The organism is Nocardioides zhouii (genome assembly GCF_004137345.1).
Lineage (GTDB): Bacteria > Actinomycetota > Actinomycetes > Propionibacteriales > Nocardioidaceae > Nocardioides > Nocardioides zhouii.
Genome location: NZ_SDWV01000005.1, coordinates 179,525 through 203,685 on the forward strand (window position 1 = coordinate 179,525; position 24,161 = coordinate 203,685).

Consider the following 24,161-nt stretch of genomic DNA (forward strand, 5'->3'; position numbering starts at 1 on the left):
CGGGTCATCCTGCCCGTGACGTGCCGGTCAGGCGAACAGCGACTGGCCGACGTGCTCCCCCGGACCCGCACCCGGCGGAACGGCGAAGAGCGCGGAGCCGGTGACCTTGAGGTACTCCGTGAGGGCGTCGTTCTTCGACATGGCGAGCTGCACCGGGACGAAGTGGGTGCCGGGGTCGCGGACGTAGGCGATGAAGAAGAGGCCGGCGTCGAGGCCGCCCAGTGCGTTGGAGCCGTCGACGAAGTTGTAGCCGCGGCGCAGCATCCGTACGCCGCCGTGCGCGTCGGGGTGGACGATGCGGACGTGGGCGTCGGTCGGGATCACCGGCTGGTCGTTGCTGCCGGGCATGTCGAAGTCGGGCTCGGTCATCTCCTCGCCGCCGGACAGCGGGGCGCCGGTGCCCTTGGTGCGGCCGACGAAGGACTCCTGGTCGCCGAGCGGCTGGCGGTCCCAGACCTCGATGGTCATCGTGATCCGTCGCGCGACCAGGTAGGAGCCGCCGGCCAACCAGCCGGCACCCGCGTCGTCGCCGACCCAGACGTGCTCGTTGAGCGCCGCGCCCTCCTCGGCCTTGACGTTGGCGGTGCCGTCCTTGAAGCCGAACAGGTTGCGGGGCGTCGACTGCGATGTGGAGGTCGTGGACGTACGCCCGAAGCCGAGCTGGGACCACCGCACCGAGACCGTGCCGAAGCCGATGCGGGCCAGGTTGCGCACCGCGTGGACGGCGACCTGCGGGTCGTCGGCGCAAGCCTGGATGCAGAGGTCGCCGCCGGAGCGGGCCGGGTCGAGGATGTCGCCCGGGAAGTGCGGCAGCTCACGCAGCGCGTCGGGCTGCCGGTCGGCGATGCCGAAGCGGTCCGTCCCTTCGCCGTCGCGGAACAGCGACGGGCCGAACCCGAACGTGATGCTGAGGCCGCTCGCGGGCAGGTCGAGCGCCTCGCCCGTGTCGTCGGGCGGCAGGCGTACGTCGCCGTCGACCGCGCCGGTGCCTGCGGGTTGTCCCGCCGTCATCTGCTCGGCGGCGAGCGTCCACCGCTCGAGCAGGTCGACCAGCTCCGCCCGGTCGTCGGCGAGCACGTCGAACGCCGCGAAGTGGAGCCGGTCCTGCGCAGGGGTGACGATCCCGGCCTGGTGCGCGCCGCGGAAGGCGTACGTCGCCGAGCGCGCGTCGTCGCCGGCCGCTGCCGGGACCTCCGCGTGGGCCGTCGTCCGGCCCGCGGCAAACGCGCCCGCCGCCCCGGCGACGGCGACTCCCCCGCCCAGCAGGCCCCTCCTGCTGACCTGCCCGGTCAGGAGAGCACCGCCGCGGTGAGGCGCGAGAGGGGCTCGGAGAGCGCGTTGACGGCATCGGACAGGTCCTTGACCTGCTCGGGCGTCAGGTCGTCGTACGACACGAAGCCGTCGCCCTCGCGCTGCTCGTCGAGCAGCGCCTGGAGCTCGTCGAAGCGCGAGGACAGCTGGTCGGCGAGGTCGGCGTCCTTGGCCTCCACGATCGGCTGCACGCCCTCCCACGCGACCTTCGCCCCGTCGACGTTGGCCTGGAAGTCCCACAGGTCGGTGCGCGACCAGTACTCCTCCTCGCCGGTCACCTTGCCGGTCGCGACCTCCTCCAGCAGGCCGCGCGACCCGTTGGCGATCGCGTCGACCGTGTAGGTGAGCTCCTGCACGCGGGAGTCGAGCTCCACGGTGTTGGCGAGCAGGTTGTCGGCGTACGTCGCGCGCTGCCGGTCGGTGAGCGCGGTGTAGTCCTCGGCACGCTGCGGCCAGAGGTCCTTCTCGATGAGGTGCCAGCCGGTCCACTTCTGGCCGGGCTCGAGGTCGGCCTCGCGGGCGTCCATCATCGGGTCGAGGTCACCGAACGACTCCGCCACGGTCTCGATGCGCTCCCAGTGGGTGCGGGCCACCGGGTAGAGCGCCCGGGCCGCGTCGTCGTCACCGGTCTTGTAGAGCTCGACGAACTCCTGCGTCTTCTCCAGCAGCTGGGCCGACTGGTCCTCGACGTACGCCGCGTAGTTGGCCTCGGCCTGGTCGACGAGCTCCTGCTCGTCGGCGTTGACCGCCACCGCCTCGTCGGACTCGGTGACCGTGAACTCGCCGCGGATGCCCTCGCCGGTCATGCCGGGCTTGCAGGCCGTCACGTACGTCCCAGCCGGCGCGTTGACGGTCAGCGCGCGGCTGATGCTCGGGCCGATGTTCTCGACCTCGGCGACGATGCGGAGGCCGTCCTCGCCGAGCAGGTAGAACTCGGTGACCTGGTCGCCGGAGTTGGTCACGTCGAAGGTGAGCGTGCCCGCGGGTGCCTCGGTCGACGACAGGGCGCAGGCGTCGGCGGACGAGTCGACCACCAGCGCGCGCGGGTCGGCCTCGTCGCCGGACCCGGCGCTCGAGCCGGTGTCGGCATTCTGCGTGCAGGCCGCGAGGAGGGGCAGGGCGACGAGTGCGGTCGCCACGAGGGACATGCGCATGAGCGGGGCTTCTCTCTCAGACTGCGGCGCGCGACGGCGCTGCCGGGGTGGTCGGGGTGGTCGTGCGCCGGCGGGCACCGACGAGGAAGAGCGCCATCACCGGGATGGCGTACAGCAGCCAGGCAGCGGCCTCGAGCTGGGTGGTGGCCGGCGAGAAGTTGAAGATCCCCTTGAGGAGGGCGCCGTACCAGGTGTTCATGTCGACGGTGTCGGACACGTCGAAGGCGAGGTCGTTGAGACCCGGCAGGAAGCGGGCCTCCTGGAGATCGTGCACGCCGTAGGCGAGGACGCCGGCGGCCACGAGGATGAGGAACCCGCCCGTCCAGGTGAAGAAGCGCGACAGGTTGATCGAGACGGCGCCGCGATAGATCAGGTAGCCGAGCGCGACCGCAGTGACGATGCCGAGCCCGGCGCCGAGCAGCGGCTCCCACGTGGGCCTGGGGGCGCCAACAGCGTCGCGGGTGCCGGCCTGGGTCGCGGCCCAGAGGAACAGCGCGGTCTCGAGTCCCTCGCGGCCCACCGCGAGGACCGCGACGACCACGAGCGACCAGCGACTGCCGTCCGCCGCATCGTCGATCCGGCCGCGCAGCTCACCGCTGAGGCTGCGCGCGGCCCGGGCCATCCAGAAGATCATCCAGGTCACGAAGCCGACCGCGACGATCGAGAGGCCGCCCCCGATGAGCTCCTGGGCCTCGAACGTCAGCCCGCGCGGGCCGTACGTCAGGGCGGCGCCGAACGCGAGGCTCACGCCGACCGCGAGGGCGACCCCCGCCCAGATCCGGGGCAGCAGGTGGCGGCGGTCGGTCTTGACCAGGTAGGCGACCAGGATGCTCACGACGAGGGCCGCTTCCAGCCCCTCGCGCAGCCCGATCAAGTAGTTCGCCAGCACGAGACATCACGCTACACCTTAGGTAAGGCACGCCTAACAATGACGTCGTCTCCGAGACGGTCAGGCCCGGACCAGCACCTCTCCGTGGAGCACGGAGAACCAGCCATCCGGGTCCGCCGCCCAGGCCCGCCAGGCGCCGGCCACGTCGTCCAGCTCCTCCGGCGACGCGCTGCCCTCGTCGACCAGCTGCCGAGCCAGCGCGGTCGAGGTGACCCGGTCGGCCCACAGGCTCCCCCACCACGCGCGGTCGTCCGCGTCGGCGAAGCACCACGTCGAGGAGCTCGCCACGACGTCGTTCGCACCGGCGGCGTGCGCCCACGCGAGGAGCATCCGCCCGGCGTGCGGCTCGCCGCCGTTGGCCCGCGCGGCCGCGTCGTACAGCTCGAGCCAGCGGTCCAGGCCCGCCGAGGCGGGGTGCCACGAGAAGTGGCCGTAGTCGCTGTCGCGCGCGGCGACGAGCCCGCCCGGACGGGCCACGCGCATCATCTCGCGGAGCGACGCGACGGGGTCGGCGACGTGCTGCAGCACCTGGTGGGCGTGCACGACGTCGAAGTCGCCGTCCGCCAGGTCGAGGGCGAGCACGTCGCCGACGATGACCGTGGCGTTGGTGATGCCCTGCCGCTCGAGCTCGGCGCGGGTGAGGTCGGCGGCCTCGTCGTTGATCTCGAGCGCCACCACCTCGCCGACGAGGCGGGCGAGGTCGGCAGTGATGGTGCCGGGACCCGACCCGACGTCGAGCAGTCGCTGGTCGGGGCGCAGGTGCGGGAGGAGGTACGCCGCCGAGTTGGCCACGGTGCGCCACCGGTGCGAGCGCAGGACGGCCTCGGCGTGCCCGTGGGTGTAGGAGCTCACGGGCACGCCGGTCATGGATCTGCCGCCACCCGTCAGCGGGCGGCGGTGCCCTCGACGTAGTCGGTGTCGTGCGACTTCACCCAGGCCATCAGCTTGCGGAGCTCGCGGCCGGTCTGCTCGATCGGGTGCGACTCCCCCTTCTTGCGGAACTCGGTGAACTCGGGCGAGCCGTTGTCCATGTCGGTGATGAAGCGCTCGGCGAACGCGCCGTTCTTGATGTCGGCGAGCACGTCCTCCATGTTCTTCTTCACGTCGGGCGTGATCACGCGCGGGCCGGAGACGTAGTCACCGAACTCGGCGGTGTCGGAGACCGACCAGCGCTGCTTGGCGATGCCGCCCTCGTACATGAGGTCGACGATCAGCTTGAGCTCGTGGAGGCACTCGAAGTAGGCCACCTCGGGCTGGTAGCCCGCCTCGGTCAGGACCTCGAAGCCGTACTGCACGAGCTGCGAGGCGCCACCGCAGAGGACGGCCTGCTCGCCGAACAGGTCGGTCTCGGTCTCCTCGGTGAAGGTCGTCCGGATGCCACCGGCACGGAGGCCGCCGATCGCCTTGGCGTACGACAGCGCGAGGTCCCAGGTCGTGCCGGACTCGTCCTTCTCGACGGCGACGAGCACCGGCACGCCGCGCCCGTCGACGTACTCACGACGTACGAGGTGGCCGGGCCCCTTGGGCGCGACCATGAAGACGTCGACGCCCTCGGGCGGCGTGATGTAGCCGAAGCGGATGTTGAAGCCGTGGCCGAAGACCAGGGTGTCGCCGGGGGTGAGCGCGGGCTCGATCTCCTCGGCATAGAGCTTCCGCTGGTGCTGGTCGGGAGCGAGGATCACGATCAGGTCGGACTCCTCGGCCGCCTCGCGCGGGGTGAGGACGCGCAGGCCCTCGGCCTCGGCCTTGTCACGACTCTTCGAGCCGGGCTGCAGCCCGATCCGGACGTCGACGCCGGAGTCGCGCAGCGACAGCGCGTGGGCGTGGCCCTGGCTGCCGTAGCCGATCACCGCGACGTTCTTGCCCTGGATCAGGCTCAGGTCGGCGTCGTCGTCGTAGAACATCTCAGCCACGGGGGGCTCTCCTTCGGGTTGGGTGAATCTCGGTGATCGAGTAGCCGCGAGGAGCGGCGTGTCGAGATCTGGGGTCAGTGGGCGATTGCTGAAACGGGAGCAGGTACGGCGACCGGGCGCTGCGGCCGCTCGCTGATCGAGCGCGAGCCGCGACCGATCGCGACCATGCCCGACTGCACCAGCTCGCGGATGCCGAACGGCTCGAGCACGCGGAGAAGGTCGGCGAGCTTGTCGGAATTGCCGACGGCCTGGACGGTGACCGCCTCGGGCGAGACGTCGACGACCTTGGCCCGGAAGAGCTGGACCGCGTCGAGGACCGCGCCGCGGGTGGACGCGTCGGCACGGACCTTGACCAGCAGCAGCTCGCGGTTGACCGAGCCGGGGCCGTCGAGCTCGACGATCTTGATGACTTCGACGAGCTTGTTGAGCTGCTTGGTCACCTGCTCGAGGGGTGACTCCTCGACGTTGACCACGATGGTCATCCGGGAGACCTCCGCGTGCTCGGTCGGGCCGACGGCGAGGCTGTCGATGTTGAAGCCGCGGCGGGAGAACAGGCCGGCGATGCGGGCCAGGACGCCGGGCTTGTTCTCGACCAGGACGCTCAGGGTGTGACGGGTCATCAGATGTCGTCCTCGTCGAACTGGGGCGCGAGGTCGCGCGCGTACTTGATCTCGTCGTTGCTGGTGCCGGCGGCCACCATCGGCCACACCATCGCGTCGCGGTGCACCCGGAAGTCCACCACGACCGGCTGGTCGTCGATCGCCATCGCCTTCTCGATCGTCGCGTCGACCTGGTCGGGCGACTCGCACGACAGGCCCACGCAGCCGTAGGCGTCGGCGAGCTTGACGAAGTCGGGGATCCTCCCGTGAGTTTCGCGCCGTGAGTGCAGGTCGGTGTTGGAGTAGCGCTCGTTGTAGAACAGCGTCTGCCACTGCCGGACCATGCCGAGCGACTCGTTGTTGATGATCGCGACCTTGATCGGGATGTCGTTGATCGCGCAGGTGGCGAGCTCCTGGTTGGTCATCTGGAAGCAGCCGTCGCCGTCCACCGCCCAGACGGTCGTGTCGGGCATGCCGACCTTGGCGCCCATGGCGGCCGGCACGGCGTAGCCCATGGTGCCCAGACCACCGGAGTTGATCCAGGTGTTCGGCTTCTCGTAGCCGATGAACTGCGCGGCCCACATCTGGTGCTGGCCGACGCCGGCGACGTAGATGGAGTCGGGTCCGGCGATGTCGCTGAGCCGCTCCATGACGTACTGCGGGGCGAGCGAGCCGTCCGTCGGCGCGTCGTAGCCGAGGGCGTACTGCTTCTTGACCCCGGCCAGGAAGGCGATCCAGGCCTCGTAGTCACCGTCGGCGCCCTCGGCGGTCAGCAGCGCCACCAGCTGGGCGATGACCTCCTTGCAGTCCCCGACGATCGGCACGTCGGCGTGGCGGTTCTTGCCGATCTCGGCCGGGTCGATGTCGGCATGGATCACCAGGGCCTGGGGGGCGAACGAGTCGAGGTTGCCCGTGACGCGGTCGTCGAAGCGCGCGCCGAGGCTGATGATCAGGTCGCTCTTCTGCAGTCCGGCGACGGCAGCAACCGTGCCGTGCATGCCCGGCATGCCGAGGTGCTGCGGGTTGCTGTCGGGGAAGGCTCCGCGGGCCATCAGCGTGGTGACCACGGGGATGCCGGTGAGCGCCGCCAGCTTGGCCAGCTCGGCCGAGGCGCGGGCGCGGATCACGCCGCCGCCGACGTAGAGGACCGGGCGACGGGCGTCCTTGATGAGGCGCACCGCCTCCTTGATCTGCTTGGCGTGCGGGGTGTTCACGGGCCGGTAGCCCGGGAGGTGGAGCTCGGTGGGCCAGGCGAAGGTGGTCTGCGACTGGAGCGCGGACTTCGCGATGTCGACGAGCACCGGGCCGGGACGGCCGGTGGAGGCGATGTGGAAGGCCTCGGCGATCCGGCCCGGGATGTCGGCGGGGTCGGTGACGAGGAAGTTGTGCTTGGTGACCGGCATCGTGATGCCGCGGATGTCGGCCTCCTGGAAGGCGTCCGTGCCGATCATCGCGGCGCTGACCTGGCCGGTGATCGCCACCAGCGGCACCGAGTCCATGTGGGCGTCGGCGAGCGGGGTGACGAGGTTCGTCGCACCCGGGCCCGAGGTCGCCATGCAGACGCCCGTACGACCGGTCGCGGCGGCGTACCCCTGGGCGGCGTGGCCGGCCCCCTGCTCGTGGCGCACCAGGATGTGGCGGATCCGCTGCGAGTCCATCAGCGGGTCGTACGCCGGGAGGATCGCGCCGCCCGGGATGCCGAAGATGTCGGTGACGCCGGCTGCCTCGAGGGACGTGACGAGACTCTGCGCGCCGGAGACCTGTCCGCTCTGCTCGCTCATGGATCTTCTTCCTGTTTCGTCAACTGTGAGCCCATAAAAAAGCCCCTCGGCCCGGTGGGCGACGAGGGGTGACGCGTGTGCGCTCGGTCCGGGGACCTCAGCTCACGCGTCGCGTGCGTACAAGAATGTCGGTGCGCATGCGACAACCGTCGTCGCCGGGGCGGGCCGGCGTCAAGCAAGTGTCCCACTCGTCCCAACATGTGGAACACCGGTCTCGGAATATGGCATTGCGGGCGTGGCGGTGACCACGCCGTCAATCGCGCCCGAGCCCCGTGGTGACGCACACCTTGTTGCCCTGCGCGTCGGCGAGCACGACGAACATCGGGGCGCGCTCGTCGCTCACGAGCGTGCCGCCGGCCGCCAGGGCCGCCTCGATGCGCGGCCCGGCCACCTCCGGTGGGACCCGGACGTCAAGGTGGAAGCGCTGGCGGGGCTCGTCGTGCGGATCGGTCTGCTGGAACCACAGCGCGGGCCCGATCCCCTGGAGGTCGCGTACCTCCCCGTCATGGAGCGGGTGGTCGTCGTAGCCGAGGACCGCGCGCCAGAACGGCTTGATCGCGGCGCGGTCCGGCGTGTCGAGCGCGAGCTCGACGATCTCCACCGCGCCGGGGTCGGCACCCACACCGAGGTCCGCGGCCACCGCCGAGATCCGGCGGGCCAGCGCGAGGTCGCGGCCCGTCACACCGAACACGTCACGGCTGATCAGCCGGACGTGGAGCGTGGCGAACCGCAGGTCGAGCTCGGGATGGTGGTCGAGCTCGTCGGCGACCGCACCGATGCGGGACGTCAGCTCCAGGCCGGTCGCGAAGCTCCCGGTGGCGTACCTCGTCTCCAGCGTCTGGAACATCATCCGCCAGTCGGCCAGCCCCTCCTCGGCCTGGACGGAGGTGAAGGTCAGCGCCGTGGCGTCGTCCTGCTCGTCGGGCATGGCTAGCGGCCCAGCGGCGTGCAGATGCAGGAACGGTTGCCGTCGGCGTCCTCGATGACCCAGTAGGCGGGCGCCTCCGCGTCGCTGACCAGCCGACCGCCGGCGTCGAGGACCGCCCGGAGGCGGCGCTCCCCCTCGTCATGCGGGACCCACACGTCGAAGTGCCACCGCTGCTCGGGGTCCTGCGCGGGCAGCTCGGGACCGGTCTCGTCCGGGCTGGTCGGCGGCTCCTGGAACCAGAGGCCCGGCACCTGGCCGCTCGGGTCGACGGGACCACCGTTCTGGATCTCGGCCCCGAGGAGTGCGGCGTAGAACGGCGCCAGCCGCGACCCGTCGGCCGTGTCGACCGCGGGCTCGATCTCGGTCAGCCCGGAGACGTCGGCCGCGGCGCCGAGCTCGGCCGCGAAGCCGCTGATCGTGCGGGCCAGGTCGATGTCCCGGCTGGTGATGCCGCCGACGTCGTGGCTGCTGAGCGTGACGATGACCTCGGGATAGGTCAGCGAGACGTCGGGGTGGTGGTTGGCCGCGTCGGCGGCGGCGCCGATCCGGTCGACAAGGGCCACGCCGGTGGCGAAGTCACCCGTGCGGAAGCGCGCCCGGAGCCGGTTGAGCACCTTGCGCCAGTCGTCGAGACCGGTGGCGAGGATGTCGTCGTGGCTCAGGCGTGCCTGGGGGTCCGAGGTCTGGTCGCTCATGCCTCGACCCTGCCACCGACCACCGACATCAGGCGAGCGTCTGGGTGATCTCGCGGCGATCGCCGTCGACCACGACCCGGCCCAACGCGCCGTTGACCAGCGGCAGGTGGGGTGGGACGTACCCGATCTCGAGGTCCATCACGATCGGCAGGTCCAGCCTCCCGAGGGCGTCGGCGACGGCCTCGCGCTGGGTGAGGTCAGGGTGGTCGGGCGCGTACGTCTTGCCGACGAGCACCGCGGCCGCGCGGTCGAACCAGCCGGCCAGCCGGAGGGCGTGGAGGTAGCGACAGATGTTCACCGCGTTCTCCTCGCACGCCTCGACGTAGACGAGGGTGGGCTCGTCCAGCGTCTCGGCCCACGCCCGCACGTCGCCGTACGGCGTCCCGGCGAGGTTGGCGATCGTCTCGGTGCAGCCGCCGATCAACCGCCCGGAGACGTCGAGGGTTCCGCCGCCGAGGACCTCCCAGGCGCGCGTGCCGACGTGGGTCCACTCGGTGGCGGTCGGGTCGGTCTCGAACCGCACCCAGTCGGTGACGAGGCCCGAGTCCCGTTGCACGAACGGTCCGGGACCGCCGGCGAGGTCGAGCCAGTGGAGGAGCCCGTCGGGCACGGCGTACGGGGTGTCGGCGAGGTTGTCGCCGTGGATCGTCGCCCAGCCCAGGCGCGTCGTGATCGGCACGAGGACCGTGGAGAGGTCGGAGTAGCCGACCAGCCACGTGGGGTCGGCCGCGACGAGGACGTCCCAGTCGAGCAGGTCGACCAGGTCGATCGCCGTCTCCCCGCCCCACGGCGGCACCACGCAGGCGATGTCGGGATCCGCCAGCATCCGGGTGAGCTCCGCCGCCCGCTCCCCGGCGGGGGCCGAGGTCAGGCCGGTGCCGTCCATGCACTCCCCCACCACGACGTCGTACCCGCGACCGCGCAGCCACTCGACGCTGAACCCGACCCGCTCGGCGGCGGCGCCGGACGCACCGGCGGACGGGGAGGTCACGCCGATCCGGTCACCGGGGCGGAGCGGGCGCGGGAAGCGCAGCGGTGGCGTCATCGCCCGATTCTGACAGGGTGTGTCCATGGGTTTCGGAGACGTCGTCCAGCGAGCCATCCACAAGGCCACGGTCGTGCCGCGGCTGTCGGCGGCCGCGACGAGGGCCGGGCTCGGACCCGCGGGAACCGTCGAGGTGCTGCGGATCTCCCAGACCGCACTGCAGGCCGCCGCGACCCACGGGTCGGGCGTGCCGGGCCGGAGCAACGCGCTGCGTCACTTCATGTGGCAGGCCGTGCTCACGGCACGGTTCGGGGTCGAGGCGGCGCAGTCGATCGCCGTCGCCCAGGAGGCGGGGTCGCCGACCCGCAAGGACTCCGGCGTCGACCAGCACAACAACGCGGCCGGACAGGCGTACGGCGCCGCACACGTCGGCGAGCTGACGGCCGGGTCCCCCGCCGACGCGATGGCGGTGCTCGTGCCCGTCGCCCTCGAGATGTGGGAGTCCGACGAGCTGGTGTGGGTCAGGCCGCACTGACTACCAGGTGGTGAGCCCTGCTCGGTCGTGCTCGCCCTCGGGCCAGACCGCGCGGACGACGCCCGCGGCGGCCAGCGCCTTGCGGCAACCGGGGCACGGCGGGTCGGTGATGTAGGCGGTCGCACCCTTGGTGTCACGCGTGGCGAACAACAGCGCATTGACCTCGGCGTGGATGGCGATGCAGAACCCGGCCGTCCCCGGCCGGTCGTAGTCGCCGAGCCCCGGCACGTCGTCGTACGACAGCTGGCCGCGCGGGCAGGCGCCCATCAGGCAGTCGTCCTCGCCCGGCGCCGCGCCGTTGTAGCCGGTGGCGATGATCCGGTGGTCGATGGTGAGCACGGCCCCGACCCGGCGGCGCGTGCACTTGGCGCGCGCCGAGACCGCGCTCGCGATGCCCAGGAAGTAGTCGTCCCAGCCCGGGACGGCGGTCGATGCGTCGGTGTCGGTGCTCACGGGAGCACAGACTGCCCGATCTCCTGCGGGTTGTAGGCGACTTCCCAGCGGAAACCGTCGGGGTCCGCGAAGTAGCCGCTGTAGCCGCCCCACTCGCGCTGCACGCCCGCGCCGACCCGGGTGGCGCCGGCGATGCGCGCCTGCTCGAGGACGGTGTCGACGCCCTGCGTGGTGGCGAGGTTGTGGGAGAGCGTGATCGGGGGTACGCCGCCGCGGGCCGGCGCGTGGCCGACCTCCTCGACGAAGCCGGACTCGACCCACATGCTCAGCACGACCTTCTCCGCCACCCGGAACATCAGCACCTCGCCGGGCATGTCGAGCTCGGGCTCCCAGCCGAGTCCGCCGACGTAGAACTTCCGGGTGGCGTCGAGGTCGCTCACGACGAGGGTGATGAAGCTGACGCGCTGGTCCATGCTCAGTCCTTCTCGGGAGGTCGGGCGGCGAGGCGTACGCGCTGGCTGCCCCTGTCGTCGAAGTTGCTGTCGTCGAGCCAGGCGTCGAGCTCCTGGCTGACGCGGGGCCACTCGAGGTCGGTGATCGAGAACCAGTCGGTGTCGCGGTTGCGGCCCTTGTAGACGAGGGCGTTGCGGAACCGGCCCTCCCAGATGAAGCCGAGCCGGATCGCTGCGCGGCGCGAGGGGGCGTTGAGGCTGTCGCACTTCCACTCGTAGCGGCGGTAGCCCAGCTCGTCGAAGGCGTGGCGCATCAGCAGCGCCATCGCCTCTGTCGCGGCCCGGCTGCGCTGCAGCTGGCGGCCGAAGGCGATCCCGCCCACCTCGATGGAGCCCATCGTCGGGTCGATGCGCATGAGGGAGCAGAAGCCGACCGCGCGACCGGTCTCGACGGCGACGATCGCGTACATCACCTGGCCGGGGTCGGCCTCGCCGTGCTGGACGATCCGGGCCAGCTCGTCGCGGTCGCGCGGGCGGTCCCAGAAGAGGTACGTCCAGAGCGGGTCGTCGTCCTTGCCGCAGGTCGCGGCGTACAGGTCGTCGACGTGCTGGTGCCCGATCGGCTCGAGGCGTACGCCGGCTCCCGCGAGCACCACGTCGCTCGCGGGGGCGGTGGCCGGGGTCCAGTCGACGGGGCGACCGAGCAGCTGGCCGTGCTCGTTGGTGGCCCTGGTCCGCGTCGCCGAGAGCTGCACGCCCACCGGTCCGCTCATCCCAGCGCCTCCGCTACGGCCGCGAGGCCACGCTCCACCTCGTCGAACGACGTGCTCAGCGGCGAGAGCCCGATGCGCAGGCCGCCGGGGTCGCGGTAGTCCGGGATGACGTCGCGCGCCCAGAGCCGGGCGGTCACCTCGCGCATCCGGCCGTGGTGGAGGGTCACGTGGCCGCCGCGCAGCGCGGAGTCGCGGGGTGAGGCGAGGGTGACCTCGGGCAGCGTCGCGTCCGCGAGCTCGATGGCGTACGACGTCAGCGCGACGGACTTGGCGCGCACCGCCTCGATGCCGGCCTGCTCCAGGAGCTCGAGCATGCTCTGCATCGCGACCATCCCGAGGATCGGCGGCGTGCCGGAGATGAACCGGCGGATGCCCGCCGCGGGGGTGTAGCCCGGTCCCATCAGGAACGGGTCGGCGTGGCCCATCCAGCCCTGGATCGGCTGGGTGAGGTCGCCCTGGAGGCGGGCGTTGACGTAGCCGAAGGCCGGCGAGCCCGGGCCGCCGTTGAGGTACTTGTAGGAGCAGCCCACGGCGAGGTCCACGTCCCACTCGTCGAGCGCCACCGGGACCGCTCCGGCGGAGTGGCACAGGTCCCAGAGGACCAGCGCACCCGCGTCGTGGGCGATCCGGGTGAGCGCGGGGGCGTCGGCCAGCCAGGCCGAGCGGTAGGCGACGTGGTTGAGCACGACCAGCGCCGTACGCTCACCGACGACGTCGCGGAGCTGGTCGGCCGTCACGCCCTCGGAGGTGTCGACCTCGATCCAGCGCAGCGTGAGGCCGCGCTCGGCGGCGATGCCCTCGGCGACGTAGCGGTCCGTCGGGAAGTTGTCAGTGTCGATGACGATCTCGGTGCGCGCGGGATCCGTACGGACGGCGTGGTCGACGGCGGCGCGCATCAGCTTGTAGAGCCACACCGTCGTCGAGTCGCCGATCGCGGTCTGGCCGGGCGCGGCGCCCAGGCAGATCCGCGCGAGGTCGTCACCGAGGGTGGTCGGCAGGTCCATCCAGCGCTCGTCCCAGCCACGGATGAGGCGGCCGCCCCACTCATCGTGGACGAAGGCGGCGAGCCGCTCGGCCACCGCGGCGACGGGCCGGCCGAGCGAGTTGCCGTCGAAGTAGACGAGGTCGGTGTCTGCGCCGGCGAAGCGGCCTCGGAACGCGGCCAGGGGGTCGGCGGCGTCGAGGTCTGCAGCGCTCGACTGGATCGGGATGGTCACCACGGCAACCTACCGAGTCAGTAGCAGACGGCTCCGTCGGCCGCCGAGTGGACGACCTTGCGGTACTTGCCGAGCACGCCGCGGGTGTACTTCGGCGGCAGCGGCTCCCAGCCCTCGGCGCGCTGCGCGAGCTCGGCCTCCTCGACGTGGAGGTCGAGAGTCATGTTCGCGACGTCGAGCGTGATCGAGTCGCCGTCGCGGACGTGGGCGATCGGGCCGCCGTCGCTCGCCTCGGGGGCGATGTGGCCGACGCAGAGCCCGGTCGTGCCGCCCGAGAAGCGGCCGTCGGTGACGAGGAGGACGTCCTTGCCGAGCCCGGCGCCCTTGATCGCGCCCGTGATGGCGAGCATCTCGCGCATCCCCGGGCCGCCCTTCGGGCCCTCGTAGCGGATGACGACCACGTCGCCCGCCTCGATCTTCCCCTCCGTGAGCGCGTCGAGCGCCTTGCGCTCGCCGTCGAAGACGCGGGCGGTGCCGGTGAAGGTCGAGTCGTCGAAGCCGGCGCTCTTGACCACGGCGCCCTCCGGGGCGAGCGATCCCTTGAGGATCGTGAGGCCCCCGGTGGCGTGGATCGGCCGGTCGAGCTGGCGCAGGATCTCGCCGTCGAGCGGCTTGGGGTCGAGCTCGGCGAGGTTCTCGGCCATCGTCTTGCCGGTGCAGGTGAGCACGTCGCCGTGCAGGTGCCCCGCGTCCAGCAGCGCGCGGAGCAGGACGGGGATGCCGCCGACGCGGTCGAAGTCGGTCCACACGAAGCGGCCGAAGGGCTTCATGTCGGCGAGGTGCGGGACGTTCCGGCCGATGCGGGTGAAGTCGTCGAGGGTCAGGTCGACCTCGGCCTCGCGGGCGATCGCGAGCAGGTGGAGCACGGCGTTGGTGGAGCCGCCGAGGGCCATTGCCATCGCGATCGCGTTCTCGAAGGCGGGCCGGGTCATGATCTGGCGCGCGGTGATGCCCTGGCGGAGCATCTCGACGACGGCCTCGCCGGACTTGTGGGCGAACCCGTCGCGGCGGCGGTCGACGGCCGGCGGGCTCGAGCTGCCGGGCAGGGACATCCCGATGGCCTCGGCGACACTGGCCATCGTGTTGGCGGTGTACGCCCCGCCGCAGGCGCCCTCGCCCGGGCAGATCGCCCGCTCGATCTCGTCGACCTTCTCGCGTGTCATCTTGCCCGCGAGGCAGGCGCCGACGGCCTCGAAGGCGTCGATGATCGTCACGTCCTTGCCGTCGACCTGGCCAGGCATGATCGTGCCGGCGTAGAGGAAGACGCTCGCGAGGTCGAGGCGTGCAGCGGCCATCAGCATGCCGGGCAGGGACTTGTCGCAGCCGGCGAGCAGGACGGAACCGTCGAGCCGCTCGGCCATCATCACCGTCTCCACCGAGTCGGCGATGACCTCGCGGCTCACGAGGGAGTAGTGCATGCCCTCGTGGCCCATCGAGATGCCGTCGGAGACCGAGATCGTGCCGAACTCCAGCGGGTACCCGCCCGCGGCGTGCACGCCGTTCTTCACGGCCTTGGCCAGGCGGTCGAGCGAGAGGTTGCAGGGAGTGATCTCGTTCCAGCTCGACGCGACGCCGATCTGCGGCTTGTGCCAGTCGTCGTCACCCATGCCGACTGCGCGGAGCATCCCCCGCGCAGCGGTCGCCTCGAGGCCATCGGTGACCGCTCGGCTCCGGGGCTTCATGTCGGGTGCGTCGGCAGCGTGGCTCATGGCGTCAGGCTAGTCGGCACGCTCGGGCAGCCCCTGCCGTGTCTCATCGGTCTCCTACGCGGCGCGGCCCTGCCTCGCGCGGTTCCGGTCCTCCCGACGCTCGTCGATGTATCTCATCTCGGCAACGAACTGGTGCAGCGCCGGGTGGTCGTCGGGCGTGCCGTAGAGCTCCCGCTCCAACTGCTTCCAGAACGGCGATCGTCGGTATCGCATCGCCGGATCGCCCACCCGCATGGATCGGTCCCACCACCTGAAGGCCTCGATGGACGTCATGTTGCGCAGCCGGCGCGGCACCCACCACCCTGCGACTCTCAGGTCTGCGTGCGCCGGGTAGCGGCTTCCCGCGTGCGTGGTCGCGCCGTCCGCACGCATCGGCCCGACCGGCTCTCCGGTCTCCTCGTCGTGGAAGGTCATGCCCACGCGCGCCATCCGCAGCAGCCGCTGAACGACGCTCATCCGTGGGCTCGTCCGCCCGGTCTCCCACCGCGCCACCACCGACTGCGAGACGTCCAGCAGGGCGGCCAGCCCACGCTGGGACACGTCCAGGATCCGCCTGATCCGACGGACCATCCCAGGAATCCCGCCGTCGAAGGGACCCATGAACCAGTAGTCCCGCTCCTCCTGCGTCCAGTTCACCATCGAGTCCCATGGCGACACCTCGCTCGCGGTCGCCTCCCGCGCCACCTGCTCGTCCGTCTCGTGATCCATCGCCGCACCTCTCGCCGTACGCCTGTGCGCCCACCGGCCGGGCGCCTCGTACGAGCAAGCACACCCGTCAGGACCGACAAGCGCTCGGGTCCATCCACAGCCCCGGGGCGAGGCACGGAGACCGCCGCACCTGTGGACGCCTGGTGGCTAGGGATGCGCGCGCGAGGCGACGCCGCCTGCCCTGCCCGGACCCGCCCCCGCCCGTCCCTTGCCTGTGAGTCCCCCAGAGACTCACAGGCAAGGGACCGAAGGGCGAGCGGGCGGCGGCGGCCACCACCAGTGAGTCCCTCAGAGACTCACAGGCAAGGGCGGACGGTCAGGGCCGCTCGGCCTCCCGCTTGAGGGAAGCGAGGCCCTTGTCGAAGTCCTTCGCGATGGCCTTGTCGAAGAACAGCTTGCCCAGGACGGCCATGGCCGGATTGCGGACTCCGGTCATCGTCCACGTGACGTCGGTGCCTCGGGCGGCGGGCGCCAGGTCGAAGGTGGTGACGTTGGTGGCCTTGAACGGCTTGAGGAACTCGAGGTCCACGGCCACTCGGGAGACGGTGGACGCCGTCATCCGCATCTCGCCCTCGCCGGCCTTCTTGTTGCCTGACCAGCGGTACGTCGAGCCGACGCCCGCTGCGGGGCCGGAGTAGTCCCGCTCCATGGCGGGGTCGAGGCCCTCCCACGGCGACCACCGCTGCCACTGGTGGAAGTCGTCCAGGAGTGCATGTACGCGGGTGGGCGGCGCGTCGATCCGGGTGCTGCGGGACAGGGTGAAGTCGGCCATGGCGGCGAGGGTAGACCTCAGCCGACCTGGGCGGCGCGGACAACGAGGACGTCGGGGAGGTCCTTGTGGATCTCCTGCCAGGTGCTGCCCTCGTCGGGCGAGGCCCACACTCCACCGTTGCGACCGCCGAAGTAGAGACCGACCTGGTCGTGGTCGTCGGCACACATCGCGTCGCGCATCACGGCGGTGAAGTAGCCGTCGGGAAGGGCGCCACCACCGAGGGGCTCCCACGATGCGCCGGCGTCGGTCGTCCGGTAGACGCGGGCGCAGCCCTCGACGGGCCAGCGCGCCTCGGCGCCGGTGATCGGGAAGTTGTACGCCGTGTCTGCCCGGTGCGGGTGCGCCACCATCGCGAAGCCGAACTCGGTCGGCAGGCCCGGGGCGATGTCCTGCCAGGAGGCGCCGCCGTCGTCGGAGCGGTAGACCCCACCGTGGTTCTGCAGGTAGAGCCGCTCGGGGTCGACCGCGTCGCGCGCGACCTTGTGGACGCACTGCCCGAACTCGGGGTAGTTGCGCTCTCCCGGGAAGAACTCGGCCTTGATCCCGGTGTTGGACGGGTCCCACGTCTCGCCGCCGTCGGAGGTGACGTACACCCCGCCCGTCGAGAGGGCGACCAGCACGCGTTGCGGGTCGGACGGGTGGGGCAGGATCGTGTGGAAGGCCTGGCCGCCGAAGCCCTCGTTCCACTCCGCGCGGTGCGGGTGGTCCCAGAGCCCGCGCACCAGCGAAAAGGTCTCGCCGCGGTCGGTCGAGCGGAAGACCGCCCCGGGCTCCGTGCCGGCCCACACCACGCCGTCGCCGCCGTCGGCCGAGAGACCCGGCTGCAGCTGCCACACCCGGGCCAGCGTGGCGCCGGTGTCCTCGGGGAAGCGGGCGGCGCCGTTGGGCGTCTCGCCCCACGTCGCGCCGAGGTCGTCCGAGCGCCAGACCTGCGGACCGAGCCAGCTCGACGAGGCGCCCGCCAGCAGCCGTGGGGTGTCGCCGCGGGTGTCGACCATGACGGAGTAGACCTCCTCCATCGGGAAGTGCGGCCCCGTCCACTCCCACGAGGTCCGGGCCTCGTCGGAGGTGCCGAGCCACAGGCCCTTGCGGGTCCCGACCATCAACAGGGTGCGTGACATGGAAGCTCCTTCGTGACTATTCCGATTAGGAACACTACTCTGCACGAGAGATGCGTCAAGACCTCCCGGCGACTGCCTACGCGATCCTCGGCCTCCTCACGTTCGGCGACGAGCTGACGGGGTACGAGATCAAGCGGCGCGCCGACATGACCCTCCGCTTCTACTGGGTCTCGCCCGCGACGAGCCAGATCTACACCGAGCTGCGTCGCCTCGCCGATCACGGCCTGGTCCGCGCCGACGCCCAGCCCGAGGGCGGACGCGATGGTGGCCGCGAGGTGACGTCGTACGCGATCACGGACGCGGGGCAGGCGGCGCTGCGTGCGTGGATGGACGAGACCCCGGCGGGCTTCCCGGTCCTCAAGCACCCCGTGCTGCTCCGCCTGCTGGTCGGCCACGCGAGCGACCCGGAGCGGAACCGCCAGATGTTGCACAACTACCTCGCGGACCTCGACCGGGCCCTCGCCGACCTCGGCGACGTACGCGAGTCGCTGCGCGGGGCCGATCGGGACGGCGAGCCGTTCCGGTTCCCGGCGCTGGTGGCGGACTGGGGCCTGGACTACTTCGCCGCCGAGACCCGGCACGCCCAGCGGGCACTGGCGAGCCTCGACGACCCGACTGCATAGGCTGCGCGGGTGACCCCGCGACCGAGCCGAGCCGCGCTCGGGCCGGTGGGCCTGGTGGTGATCGGCATCCTGTCCGTGCAGATCGGTGCGGCGATCGCCAAGGGCCTGTTCGGCGAGATCTCGCCGACCGCGATGGTGTGGCTGCGGCTCGTCACGAGCGCCCTCGTGCTCGCGGCCCTCGCCCGACCGCGGCTCACCGGCCGGACCCGGCACGACTGGCTGGTCGTGCTCGGCTTCGGGGCCAGCCTGGCCACGATGAACTGGGCGATCTACCAGTCCTTCTCCCGCATCCCGCTCGGGATCGCGGTCACCATCGAGTTCATCGGCCCGCTCACGCTGGCCGTCCTGGGGTCGCGGCACCTCCGCGACGTGGTCTGGGTACTACTGGCCGGGGTCGGAGTGGTGCTGTTCGGGTTCCAGCGCACGGGTCTCGACGTGCTCGGGGTGGCGTACGCCCTGCTCGCCGGCGCCGCGTGGGCGGCGTACATCCTGCTCAGCGCCAGCACCGGGCGGCGGTGGGCCGGGTTCGACGGCCTGGCCGTGGCGAGCGTCGTCGCGGCCACGGCGATGACGCTGCCGGCGCTGCTGACGGCCGGCACGAGCCTGTGGGACGGACGGGTGCTGCTGATCGGCGCGCTGGTCGGGCTGCTGAGCTCGGTCATCCCCTACAGCTGCGAGCTCGTCGCGCTCCGGAGCCTGCGCCCGGCGGTCTTCGGGATCCTGATGAGCCTGGAGCCGGCCGCCGCCGCCCTCGCCGCGATCGTGGTCCTGCAGGAGCACCTGACCGTCCTGCAGTGGCTGGCCATCGCCTGTGTCGTGGCCGCCTCGATCGGCGCCACGCGTTCGACGGCACCCGGCACACTGGCGACATGACACGGGGCCACATGACGGTGACACGGAAGGGGCGGCTTGTCCTCACCTCCCTCGTCCTCACGCTGGGCGCGGCGACCGGGTGCGCCGACAACACACCCGCTCCCATCCCGCGGACGACGCAACCGACCGACGCGACGAGTGAGCCGACCCCCAGCGAACCGGCCAGTGAAGCGCAGGGCGGCGACGGTGGCCCCGAGGCCGTCGGCACGCTCGTCGACCGGCTCGAGGTGCCGTGGGGCGTCGACTTCCTGCCCGACGGCGCGGCGGTCGTGACCGAGCGGATGACCGGCCGGGTCTTGCAGGTCACGCCCGACGGCACGCTGAGCCGGCTCGGCGCCATCACGGCGACCGTCCCGCAGGGCGAGGCGGGTCTGCTGGGCGTCGCCGTCTCGCCGGACTTCGCCAGCGACCGCACGCTCTTCTTCTACGTCACCAGCAGCACGGACAACCGGGTCGTCAAGGCCGAGCTCGGCGGCTCCGAACAGAGTGGTTTCGAGCTGGGCGAGCCGACGGTGGTCCTCGACGGCATTCCGGCCGGCTTCATCCACGATGGCGGCCGGATCGCCTTCGGTCCCGACGGCTACCTCTACGTGACCACCGGCGAGACCGGCAACCCCGAGCTCGCCCAGGACCCCGACAGCCTCGCCGGCAAGATCCTGCGGATCACCGCCGACGGCGCGCCCGCGCCGGGCAACCCCGAACCCGACTCCCCCGTCTGGTCGCTCGGGCACCGCAACGTCCAGGGCCTGGCGTGGGACGACGCGGGGCGGCTGTGGGCCTCGGAGTTCGGCGACTCGACGTGGGACGAGCTCAACCTCGTCGAGAAGGGTGGCAACTACGGCTGGCCCGAGGTCGAGGGCACCGGTGGCGGGCCGGAGTACGTCGACCCCGCACTGGTGTGGCCGGTCGAAGAGGCGTCGCCGAGCGGGTTGGCGTACGCCGACGGGCACCTCTGGATGGCCGGGCTGCGCGGCCAGCGGCTGTGGCGGATCCGGGTGTCGGACGGCGGCAGGGCGTCGCGGCCGACGGCGTTCTTCACCGAGGACTACGGCCGGCTGCGGACCGTCGTCGCCTCGCCGGACGGCGACCTGTGGCTCACCACGTCGAACCAGGACGGCCGGGGCGAGCCGACGACCGCCGACGACCGGATCATCGTCATCCGGCCCTGACGTTGTCGGGGTAGGTCTCAGCCGGGCCTGATCACGGCCCGCCGCGCGGCGCGGCGCAGCGTGGTGAGGATCGCCGGCCCGAGCACGACGATCGCCAGCGCGGTCGTGAGGGCGCGGCCGGTGTCCCAGCCGCCCGTCGAGGTCAGCAACGTGTACACGCCGAAGCGGTGCATGTTCTCGAGCGGCGGCGCCCCGGCGACGTACGACAGGGAGCCCTCGTGCCCGGGCACGGCGATGCCGAGGGTGAACGGCCAGGAGCTCAGGTTCATCAGGATGCCGTAGAGGTACGACGCGACGATCGCGTAGCCGACCAGCATCGCGATCTCGGCCCGCCCGCCGACCCGGCGGGGCAGGAACCCGGCACCCATCCCGACCCACGCCGCGCAGATCATCTGGAACGGCAGCCACGGCCCGACCCCGGCCGTGAGCAGGGCCGAGGCGAAGAGCGACGTACAGCCGAGGGCGAAGCCGAAGGCCGCACCGAAGACCCGGCCGCCGAGGACGAGCAGGAAGAACACCATCTCGATGCCGGCGGTGCCGGCGCCGAACCCGCGCAGCACGGCGTTGACCGCGGACAGGACGCCCAGCACGGCGAGGACGCGCGCGTCCATGCCGCCCTCCCCCATCTCGGCGAGGACCACGACGATCACCAGCGGCAGCAGGGCCAGGAAGATGAAGGGCGGCTCGATCCGCTGCCCCGGCTCGGCGTCGAGCAGCAGTGGCCAGCAGAGCATCATCAAGCCGGCCAGCGACGCGAGCGTCAGGACCGTCGCGGTGCGTGGGCCGATCGGGAGGGCGACGCCGGGCACCGAGCGGGCGGTGGGTCGTTCGACCGTGCTCATGCGCCGGCCCCGTTCGCCGCGAGGGCGGCGGCGACTTCCTCGACCACGAGCCAAGGGGCGCCCAGCACCTTGGTGACCTGCGGCGCGAACGACGGGGACTCCGCGAGCACGCGCTGCGGCGACCCGCTGGAGACGACCTCGCCCTCGGCCAGCACGACCACCTCGTCGGCGACGTGCGCGGCGAACTCGACGTCGTGCGTGGCGAGGAGCACGGCGCGACCGTCCGCGGCGAGCTCGGAGACGATGCGGGCGAGCTCGGCCTTGCCGGCGTAGTCGAGGCCGCGCGTCGGCTCGTCGAGCAGCAGGACCGGCGGACGGGCGGTGAGCACGATCGCGAGCGCGAGGGCGAGCCGCTGGCCCTCGGACAGGTCGCGCGGGTGGTGGGCAGCATCGATGCCGGGAGCGAGGCGGTCGAGCAGGCTGCGGCACGTGCCGGCCTGCGCGTCGGCACCGCCGTCGGCGGCGGCGCACTCGTCGGCGACCGTCTCGAGGTAAAGCAGGTCGGCGGCGGTCTGCGGCACGAGCCCGACGTGCGTACGCCGCTGGGCGGCCGTGAGCGTGGCGGGGTCGTCGCCGTCGACGTCCAACGTCCCGGAGCGCCGCTTGCCGGTGCCCTGGAGCGCCCAGATCAGGCTCGACTTGCCCGAGCCGTTGCGGCCCATGAGGACGGTGACCCGCCCGGTCGACAGGGTGAGGTCGACGTCCCGTACGGCGACGTGGGTGCCGTGGACGACGGTGACGCCGCGGGCGGAGAGCAGCGGCGTGGTCTCGGGTACGACGGCCGGCTCGGGCGCGCGCAGGTCGGGCAGAGAGCGGGCGTGGCGGCGGGCGTCGCGCACGGTGAGGGGCAGGGGCTCCCACTGGGCGAGGCGGCCGAGGTCGACCAGCGGCGGCGCGACCGGGGAGTCGGCGAGGACCGCGCGGGGCTCGTCGACCCGGAGGCCACCCTCGCCCGTGACGAGCGCGATCCGGTCGGCGAAGGGCACGACGCGCTCGAGCCGGTGCTCGGCGAGGAGCACGGTCAGGCCGAGGTCGTGGACGAGCCGGGTGATCGTGGCGAGGACATCCTCGGCGGCGGTCGGGTCGAGGGCGGACGTCGGCTCGTCGAGGACCAGCACGCGCGGGTGCGTGGTGAGCACGGAGCCGATGGCGACGCGCTGCTGCTGGCCGCCCGACAGGCTGCGCAGGTCGCGGGCGCGGAGGTCCGCGATGCCGAGCAGGTCGAGCGTCTCCTCGACCCGGCGGCGCATCGTCTCGGGAGCGGTGCCGAGCTGCTCCATGCCGTAGGCGAGCTCCTCCTCGACCGTGTCGGTGACGAACCCGGCGAGCGGATCCTGGCCGACGTAGCCGACGAGGTGCGCCCGCTCGCGCGGCGGCTGCTCGACGATGCTTGCGCCGTCGAGCAGGACGTCGCCGGAGAGCACGCCGCCGGTGAAGCGCGGGACGAGCCCGGTGAGCACGCCGAGCAGGGTGGACTTCCCGACGCCCGTACGGCCCGCAACGAGGACCAGCTCGCCCTCGTCGAGGGTGAGGTCGACGTGCCGGAGCACCTCGTGCTCGTCGTAGCGGAAGCCGATGTCCCGCAGCTCGATCACCGACCTCATGCGGTCGCCTCCCGCGGGGCGAGGGCGCTGGCCGGGACCGGGGTCGTGAAGGCGGGCACGGTGCCGATGATGCCCACGACCAGCGCCAGGGGCGAGAGGTACGGCATCACGTCGACGCCCGGGTAGGCGACAGGGACCTGCGTGTGGCCGACGTACCAGCCGAGCACGGCGACCACGATCCCGACGCCGACCGTGGCGAGCTCCGGCGTACGCCAGGGGTCGGGGCGGTAGCGGGTGCGCTGGACGCGGCGCCCCGCGCTGACCAGGCCGAGGACCGCGACGACCACGCCGGCGCCCAGCATCGGCAGCGCGAGCACGCGCGGGGCCGTCGGGTCGAGCCAGGCGTACGTCCCGACGCAGATGCCGGTCAGGGCCAGGAGCAGCAGCGAGCCCGTCACCCAGCGCTCGCGCGGGGAGGCGCCGCCGGAGCGGCCGTAGCCCCGGGTGTCCATGCCGGCCGCGAGGGCGAGGGAGCGCTCGAGCGCGTCCTCGAGGACCGGGACCAGGAACCGGCGGAGCCTGCCGACGCCCGAGGTCGCGCCGCCGCGGAGTGCCTGCGCCGCGTGCACCCGCCGGGCGCTGTCGGCCAACTGGGGAAAGATCGTGACCGCGACGACGAGTGCCGTGCCGATCTCGTAGAGCGCCGGCGGGACGCTGGCGAGCAGACGCTTGGGGTTGGCCAGCGAGTTCGCGGCCCCGACGCAGAGGATGATCGTGGCGAGGCGGAGGCCGTCGTACAGGCCGGCCAGCAACGCCTCGCTCGTGATCGGTCCGAGCAGCCGGACGCCGGCCGCCCAGTCCGGCAGCGGCACCTCGGGGAGGTCGAGCAGCACGTTCCCGATCTCCTGGCCGCCGAAGAGGATGCGGAAGACCACCCGGAGGACCACGGTCACCACGGCCAGCAGGACGTAGAGCCGGAACGAGCGGCCGAAGGGGTGACCGGATCGGCGAGCCATGACCACCACCGTCGCCGAGCCCATGAGGAGCAGCAGCAGCAACGGGTTGGTGGTGAGGGACGCTGCGGTGGCCAGCCCGATCGCCCAGGACCACCAGGCGATCGGGTGCAGGTCACGCGGCAGCGCCCTCGTTGACGGGGCCGATCCGGTCACGGCGCG

Annotated in this window: 25 protein-coding genes; 4 read left to right on the plus strand and 21 right to left on the minus strand. The window is 72.1% G+C overall.

The features are described 5' to 3' along the window. Positions 1-27 precede the first annotated feature (27 nt). The 10 genes from efeB to EUA94_RS07000 all read right to left on the minus strand — a co-directional run bounded on the left by efeB (position 28) and on the right by EUA94_RS07000 (position 10,315). Positions 28-1,293 (minus strand): iron uptake transporter deferrochelatase/peroxidase subunit, encoded by a 1,266-nt coding sequence (gene efeB / locus EUA94_RS06955; protein WP_129426184.1) that lies wholly within the window; start codon positions 1,291-1,293, stop codon positions 28-30. Further along, positions 1,290-2,465 carry an iron uptake system protein EfeO gene (gene efeO / locus EUA94_RS06960; RefSeq protein ID WP_129426030.1) on the minus strand — a complete coding sequence of 392 codons (1,176 nt, stop codon included), beginning with the start codon at positions 2,463-2,465 and terminating at the stop codon, positions 1,290-1,292. Before efeO ends, efeB begins: the two co-directional genes overlap by 4 nt. 16 nt (positions 2,466-2,481) lie before the next feature. Further along, entirely contained in the window at positions 2,482-3,354 is an 873-nt protein-coding gene (gene efeU / locus EUA94_RS06965) for an iron uptake transporter permease EfeU (RefSeq protein ID WP_129426032.1), read from the minus strand. A gap of 60 nt (positions 3,355-3,414) precedes the next feature. Beyond that, a complete protein-coding gene (locus tag EUA94_RS06970; RefSeq protein WP_242494716.1) occupies positions 3,415-4,206 on the minus strand; it encodes a class I SAM-dependent methyltransferase in 792 nt (263 codons plus the stop codon). Between the two features lie 32 nt (positions 4,207-4,238). Further along, positions 4,239-5,267, minus strand: a complete 1,029-nt coding sequence (gene ilvC / locus EUA94_RS06975; RefSeq protein WP_129426036.1) for a ketol-acid reductoisomerase — start codon at positions 5,265-5,267, stop codon at positions 4,239-4,241. 74 nt (positions 5,268-5,341) lie between these two features. After that, positions 5,342-5,887, minus strand: a complete 546-nt coding sequence (ilvN, locus tag EUA94_RS06980; RefSeq protein ID WP_129426038.1) for an acetolactate synthase small subunit — start codon at positions 5,885-5,887, stop codon at positions 5,342-5,344. Then, positions 5,887-7,647 (minus strand): acetolactate synthase large subunit, encoded by a 1,761-nt coding sequence (locus EUA94_RS06985; RefSeq protein ID WP_129426039.1) that lies wholly within the window; start codon positions 7,645-7,647, stop codon positions 5,887-5,889. Before EUA94_RS06985 ends, ilvN begins: the two co-directional genes overlap by 1 nt. A gap of 253 nt (positions 7,648-7,900) precedes the next feature. Further along, entirely contained in the window at positions 7,901-8,575 is a 675-nt protein-coding gene (locus EUA94_RS06990) for a VOC family protein (protein ID WP_129426041.1), read from the minus strand. A 2-nt stretch (positions 8,576-8,577) separates the two neighbouring features. Further along, positions 8,578-9,270, minus strand: coding sequence for a 4a-hydroxytetrahydrobiopterin dehydratase (locus tag EUA94_RS06995; protein ID WP_129426043.1), 693 nt, complete (start codon positions 9,268-9,270; stop codon positions 8,578-8,580). Positions 9,271-9,298: 28 nt separating this feature from the next. After that, on the minus strand, positions 9,299-10,315 hold the full coding sequence (locus tag EUA94_RS07000; protein WP_129426045.1) for a S66 family peptidase: 1,017 nt from the start codon (positions 10,313-10,315) through the stop codon (positions 9,299-9,301). 25 nt (positions 10,316-10,340) lie between these two features. Here EUA94_RS07000 and EUA94_RS07005 point away from each other — a divergent pair, with 25 nt between their 5' ends. After that, complete coding sequence (locus EUA94_RS07005; RefSeq protein WP_129426046.1) at positions 10,341-10,790, plus strand: DUF6973 domain-containing protein; 450 nt, start codon at positions 10,341-10,343, stop codon at positions 10,788-10,790. Here EUA94_RS07005 and EUA94_RS07010 read toward each other — a convergent pair whose 3' ends face one another. From EUA94_RS07010 to EUA94_RS07045, 8 genes are all read right to left on the minus strand, one after another. Next, entirely contained in the window at positions 10,791-11,243 is a 453-nt protein-coding gene (locus EUA94_RS07010) for a deoxycytidylate deaminase (protein WP_129426048.1), read from the minus strand. Then, positions 11,240-11,656, minus strand: coding sequence for a VOC family protein (locus tag EUA94_RS07015; protein ID WP_129426050.1), 417 nt, complete (start codon positions 11,654-11,656; stop codon positions 11,240-11,242). The genes EUA94_RS07010 and EUA94_RS07015 overlap by 4 nt, the downstream gene beginning before the upstream one ends. Before the next feature lie 2 nt (positions 11,657-11,658). After that, a complete protein-coding gene (locus EUA94_RS07020) occupies positions 11,659-12,408 on the minus strand; it encodes a GNAT family N-acetyltransferase (protein ID WP_129426052.1) in 750 nt (249 codons plus the stop codon). Continuing rightward, on the minus strand, positions 12,405-13,625 hold the full coding sequence (gene kynU, locus EUA94_RS07025) for a kynureninase (protein WP_129426054.1): 1,221 nt from the start codon (positions 13,623-13,625) through the stop codon (positions 12,405-12,407). Before kynU ends, EUA94_RS07020 begins: the two co-directional genes overlap by 4 nt. A gap of 17 nt (positions 13,626-13,642) precedes the next feature. Next, positions 13,643-15,334, minus strand: a complete 1,692-nt coding sequence (gene ilvD, locus EUA94_RS07030) for a dihydroxy-acid dehydratase (RefSeq protein WP_129426056.1) — start codon at positions 15,332-15,334, stop codon at positions 13,643-13,645. 54 nt (positions 15,335-15,388) lie between these two features. Beyond that, positions 15,389-16,042, minus strand: coding sequence for a helix-turn-helix domain-containing protein (locus tag EUA94_RS07035; RefSeq protein ID WP_129426058.1), 654 nt, complete (start codon positions 16,040-16,042; stop codon positions 15,389-15,391). A 316-nt stretch (positions 16,043-16,358) separates the two neighbouring features. After that, a complete protein-coding gene (locus EUA94_RS07040; RefSeq protein WP_129426060.1) occupies positions 16,359-16,814 on the minus strand; it encodes an SRPBCC family protein in 456 nt (151 codons plus the stop codon). 17 nt (positions 16,815-16,831) lie between these two features. Continuing rightward, on the minus strand, positions 16,832-17,935 hold the full coding sequence (locus tag EUA94_RS07045) for a WD40/YVTN/BNR-like repeat-containing protein (RefSeq protein ID WP_129426062.1): 1,104 nt from the start codon (positions 17,933-17,935) through the stop codon (positions 16,832-16,834). Between the two features lie 50 nt (positions 17,936-17,985). On the opposite strand from EUA94_RS07045, the gene EUA94_RS07050 reads away from it, so the two are divergent. From EUA94_RS07050 to EUA94_RS07060, 3 genes are read left to right on the plus strand one after another with little or no spacing between them, the layout of a single operon-like run. Continuing rightward, entirely contained in the window at positions 17,986-18,558 is a 573-nt protein-coding gene (locus tag EUA94_RS07050; protein WP_129426064.1) for a helix-turn-helix transcriptional regulator, read from the plus strand. A gap of 9 nt (positions 18,559-18,567) precedes the next feature. Next, positions 18,568-19,431, plus strand: coding sequence for an EamA family transporter (locus tag EUA94_RS07055; RefSeq protein ID WP_242494717.1), 864 nt, complete (start codon positions 18,568-18,570; stop codon positions 19,429-19,431). Continuing rightward, complete coding sequence (locus EUA94_RS07060; RefSeq protein WP_242494718.1) at positions 19,428-20,600, plus strand: PQQ-dependent sugar dehydrogenase; 1,173 nt, start codon at positions 19,428-19,430, stop codon at positions 20,598-20,600. The genes EUA94_RS07055 and EUA94_RS07060 overlap by 4 nt, the downstream gene beginning before the upstream one ends. 17 nt (positions 20,601-20,617) lie before the next feature. Here the strand turns inward: EUA94_RS07060 and EUA94_RS07065 are convergent, their stop codons facing one another. From EUA94_RS07065 to EUA94_RS07075, 3 genes are read right to left on the minus strand one after another with little or no spacing between them, the layout of a single operon-like run. Next, positions 20,618-21,442: an ECF transporter S component gene (locus tag EUA94_RS07065; protein ID WP_129426066.1), complete on the minus strand. Its 825-nt coding sequence runs from the start codon at positions 21,440-21,442 to the stop codon at positions 20,618-20,620. Further along, the gene (locus EUA94_RS07070; protein ID WP_129426068.1) at positions 21,439-23,046 is read right to left on the minus strand and encodes an ABC transporter ATP-binding protein; all 1,608 of its coding nucleotides are present in this window, start codon (positions 23,044-23,046) and stop codon (positions 21,439-21,441) included. The genes EUA94_RS07065 and EUA94_RS07070 overlap by 4 nt, the downstream gene beginning before the upstream one ends. Next, a complete protein-coding gene (locus tag EUA94_RS07075) occupies positions 23,043-24,155 on the minus strand; it encodes an energy-coupling factor transporter transmembrane component T (protein ID WP_129426070.1) in 1,113 nt (370 codons plus the stop codon). The genes EUA94_RS07070 and EUA94_RS07075 overlap by 4 nt, the downstream gene beginning before the upstream one ends. Between the last annotated feature and the right edge of the window lie 6 nt (positions 24,156-24,161).

Bases quoted from the DNA above. Each gene is read 5' to 3' on its own strand.
- EUA94_RS07060 (WP_242494718.1), top strand. From the start codon at position 19,428: ATGACACGGGGCCACATGACGGTGACACGGAAGGGGCGGCTTGTCCTC.
- EUA94_RS06995 (WP_129426043.1), bottom strand. From the start codon at position 9,270: ATGAGCGACCAGACCTCGGACCCCCAGGCACGCCTGAGCCACGACGAC.
- EUA94_RS07070 (WP_129426068.1), bottom strand. From the start codon at position 23,046: ATGAGGTCGGTGATCGAGCTGCGGGACATCGGCTTCCGCTACGACGAG.
- EUA94_RS07065 (WP_129426066.1), bottom strand. From the start codon at position 21,442: ATGAGCACGGTCGAACGACCCACCGCCCGCTCGGTGCCCGGCGTCGCC.
- EUA94_RS07005 (WP_129426046.1), top strand. From the start codon at position 10,341: ATGGGTTTCGGAGACGTCGTCCAGCGAGCCATCCACAAGGCCACGGTC.
- EUA94_RS07045 (WP_129426062.1), bottom strand. From the start codon at position 17,935: ATGTCACGCACCCTGTTGATGGTCGGGACCCGCAAGGGCCTGTGGCTC.
- EUA94_RS07020 (WP_129426052.1), bottom strand. From the start codon at position 12,408: ATGAGCGGACCGGTGGGCGTGCAGCTCTCGGCGACGCGGACCAGGGCC.
- EUA94_RS06985 (WP_129426039.1), bottom strand. From the start codon at position 7,647: ATGAGCGAGCAGAGCGGACAGGTCTCCGGCGCGCAGAGTCTCGTCACG.
- EUA94_RS07035 (WP_129426058.1), bottom strand. From the start codon at position 16,042: ATGGATCACGAGACGGACGAGCAGGTGGCGCGGGAGGCGACCGCGAGC.
- EUA94_RS06990 (WP_129426041.1), bottom strand. From the start codon at position 8,575: ATGCCCGACGAGCAGGACGACGCCACGGCGCTGACCTTCACCTCCGTC.
- ilvD (WP_129426056.1), bottom strand. From the start codon at position 15,334: ATGAGCCACGCTGCCGACGCACCCGACATGAAGCCCCGGAGCCGAGCG.
- EUA94_RS07050 (WP_129426064.1), top strand. From the start codon at position 17,986: ATGCGTCAAGACCTCCCGGCGACTGCCTACGCGATCCTCGGCCTCCTC.
- EUA94_RS07015 (WP_129426050.1), bottom strand. From the start codon at position 11,656: ATGGACCAGCGCGTCAGCTTCATCACCCTCGTCGTGAGCGACCTCGAC.
- EUA94_RS07040 (WP_129426060.1), bottom strand. From the start codon at position 16,814: ATGGCCGACTTCACCCTGTCCCGCAGCACCCGGATCGACGCGCCGCCC.
- efeO (WP_129426030.1), bottom strand. From the start codon at position 2,465: ATGCGCATGTCCCTCGTGGCGACCGCACTCGTCGCCCTGCCCCTCCTC.
- ilvN (WP_129426038.1), bottom strand. From the start codon at position 5,887: ATGACCCGTCACACCCTGAGCGTCCTGGTCGAGAACAAGCCCGGCGTC.
- EUA94_RS07000 (WP_129426045.1), bottom strand. From the start codon at position 10,315: ATGACGCCACCGCTGCGCTTCCCGCGCCCGCTCCGCCCCGGTGACCGG.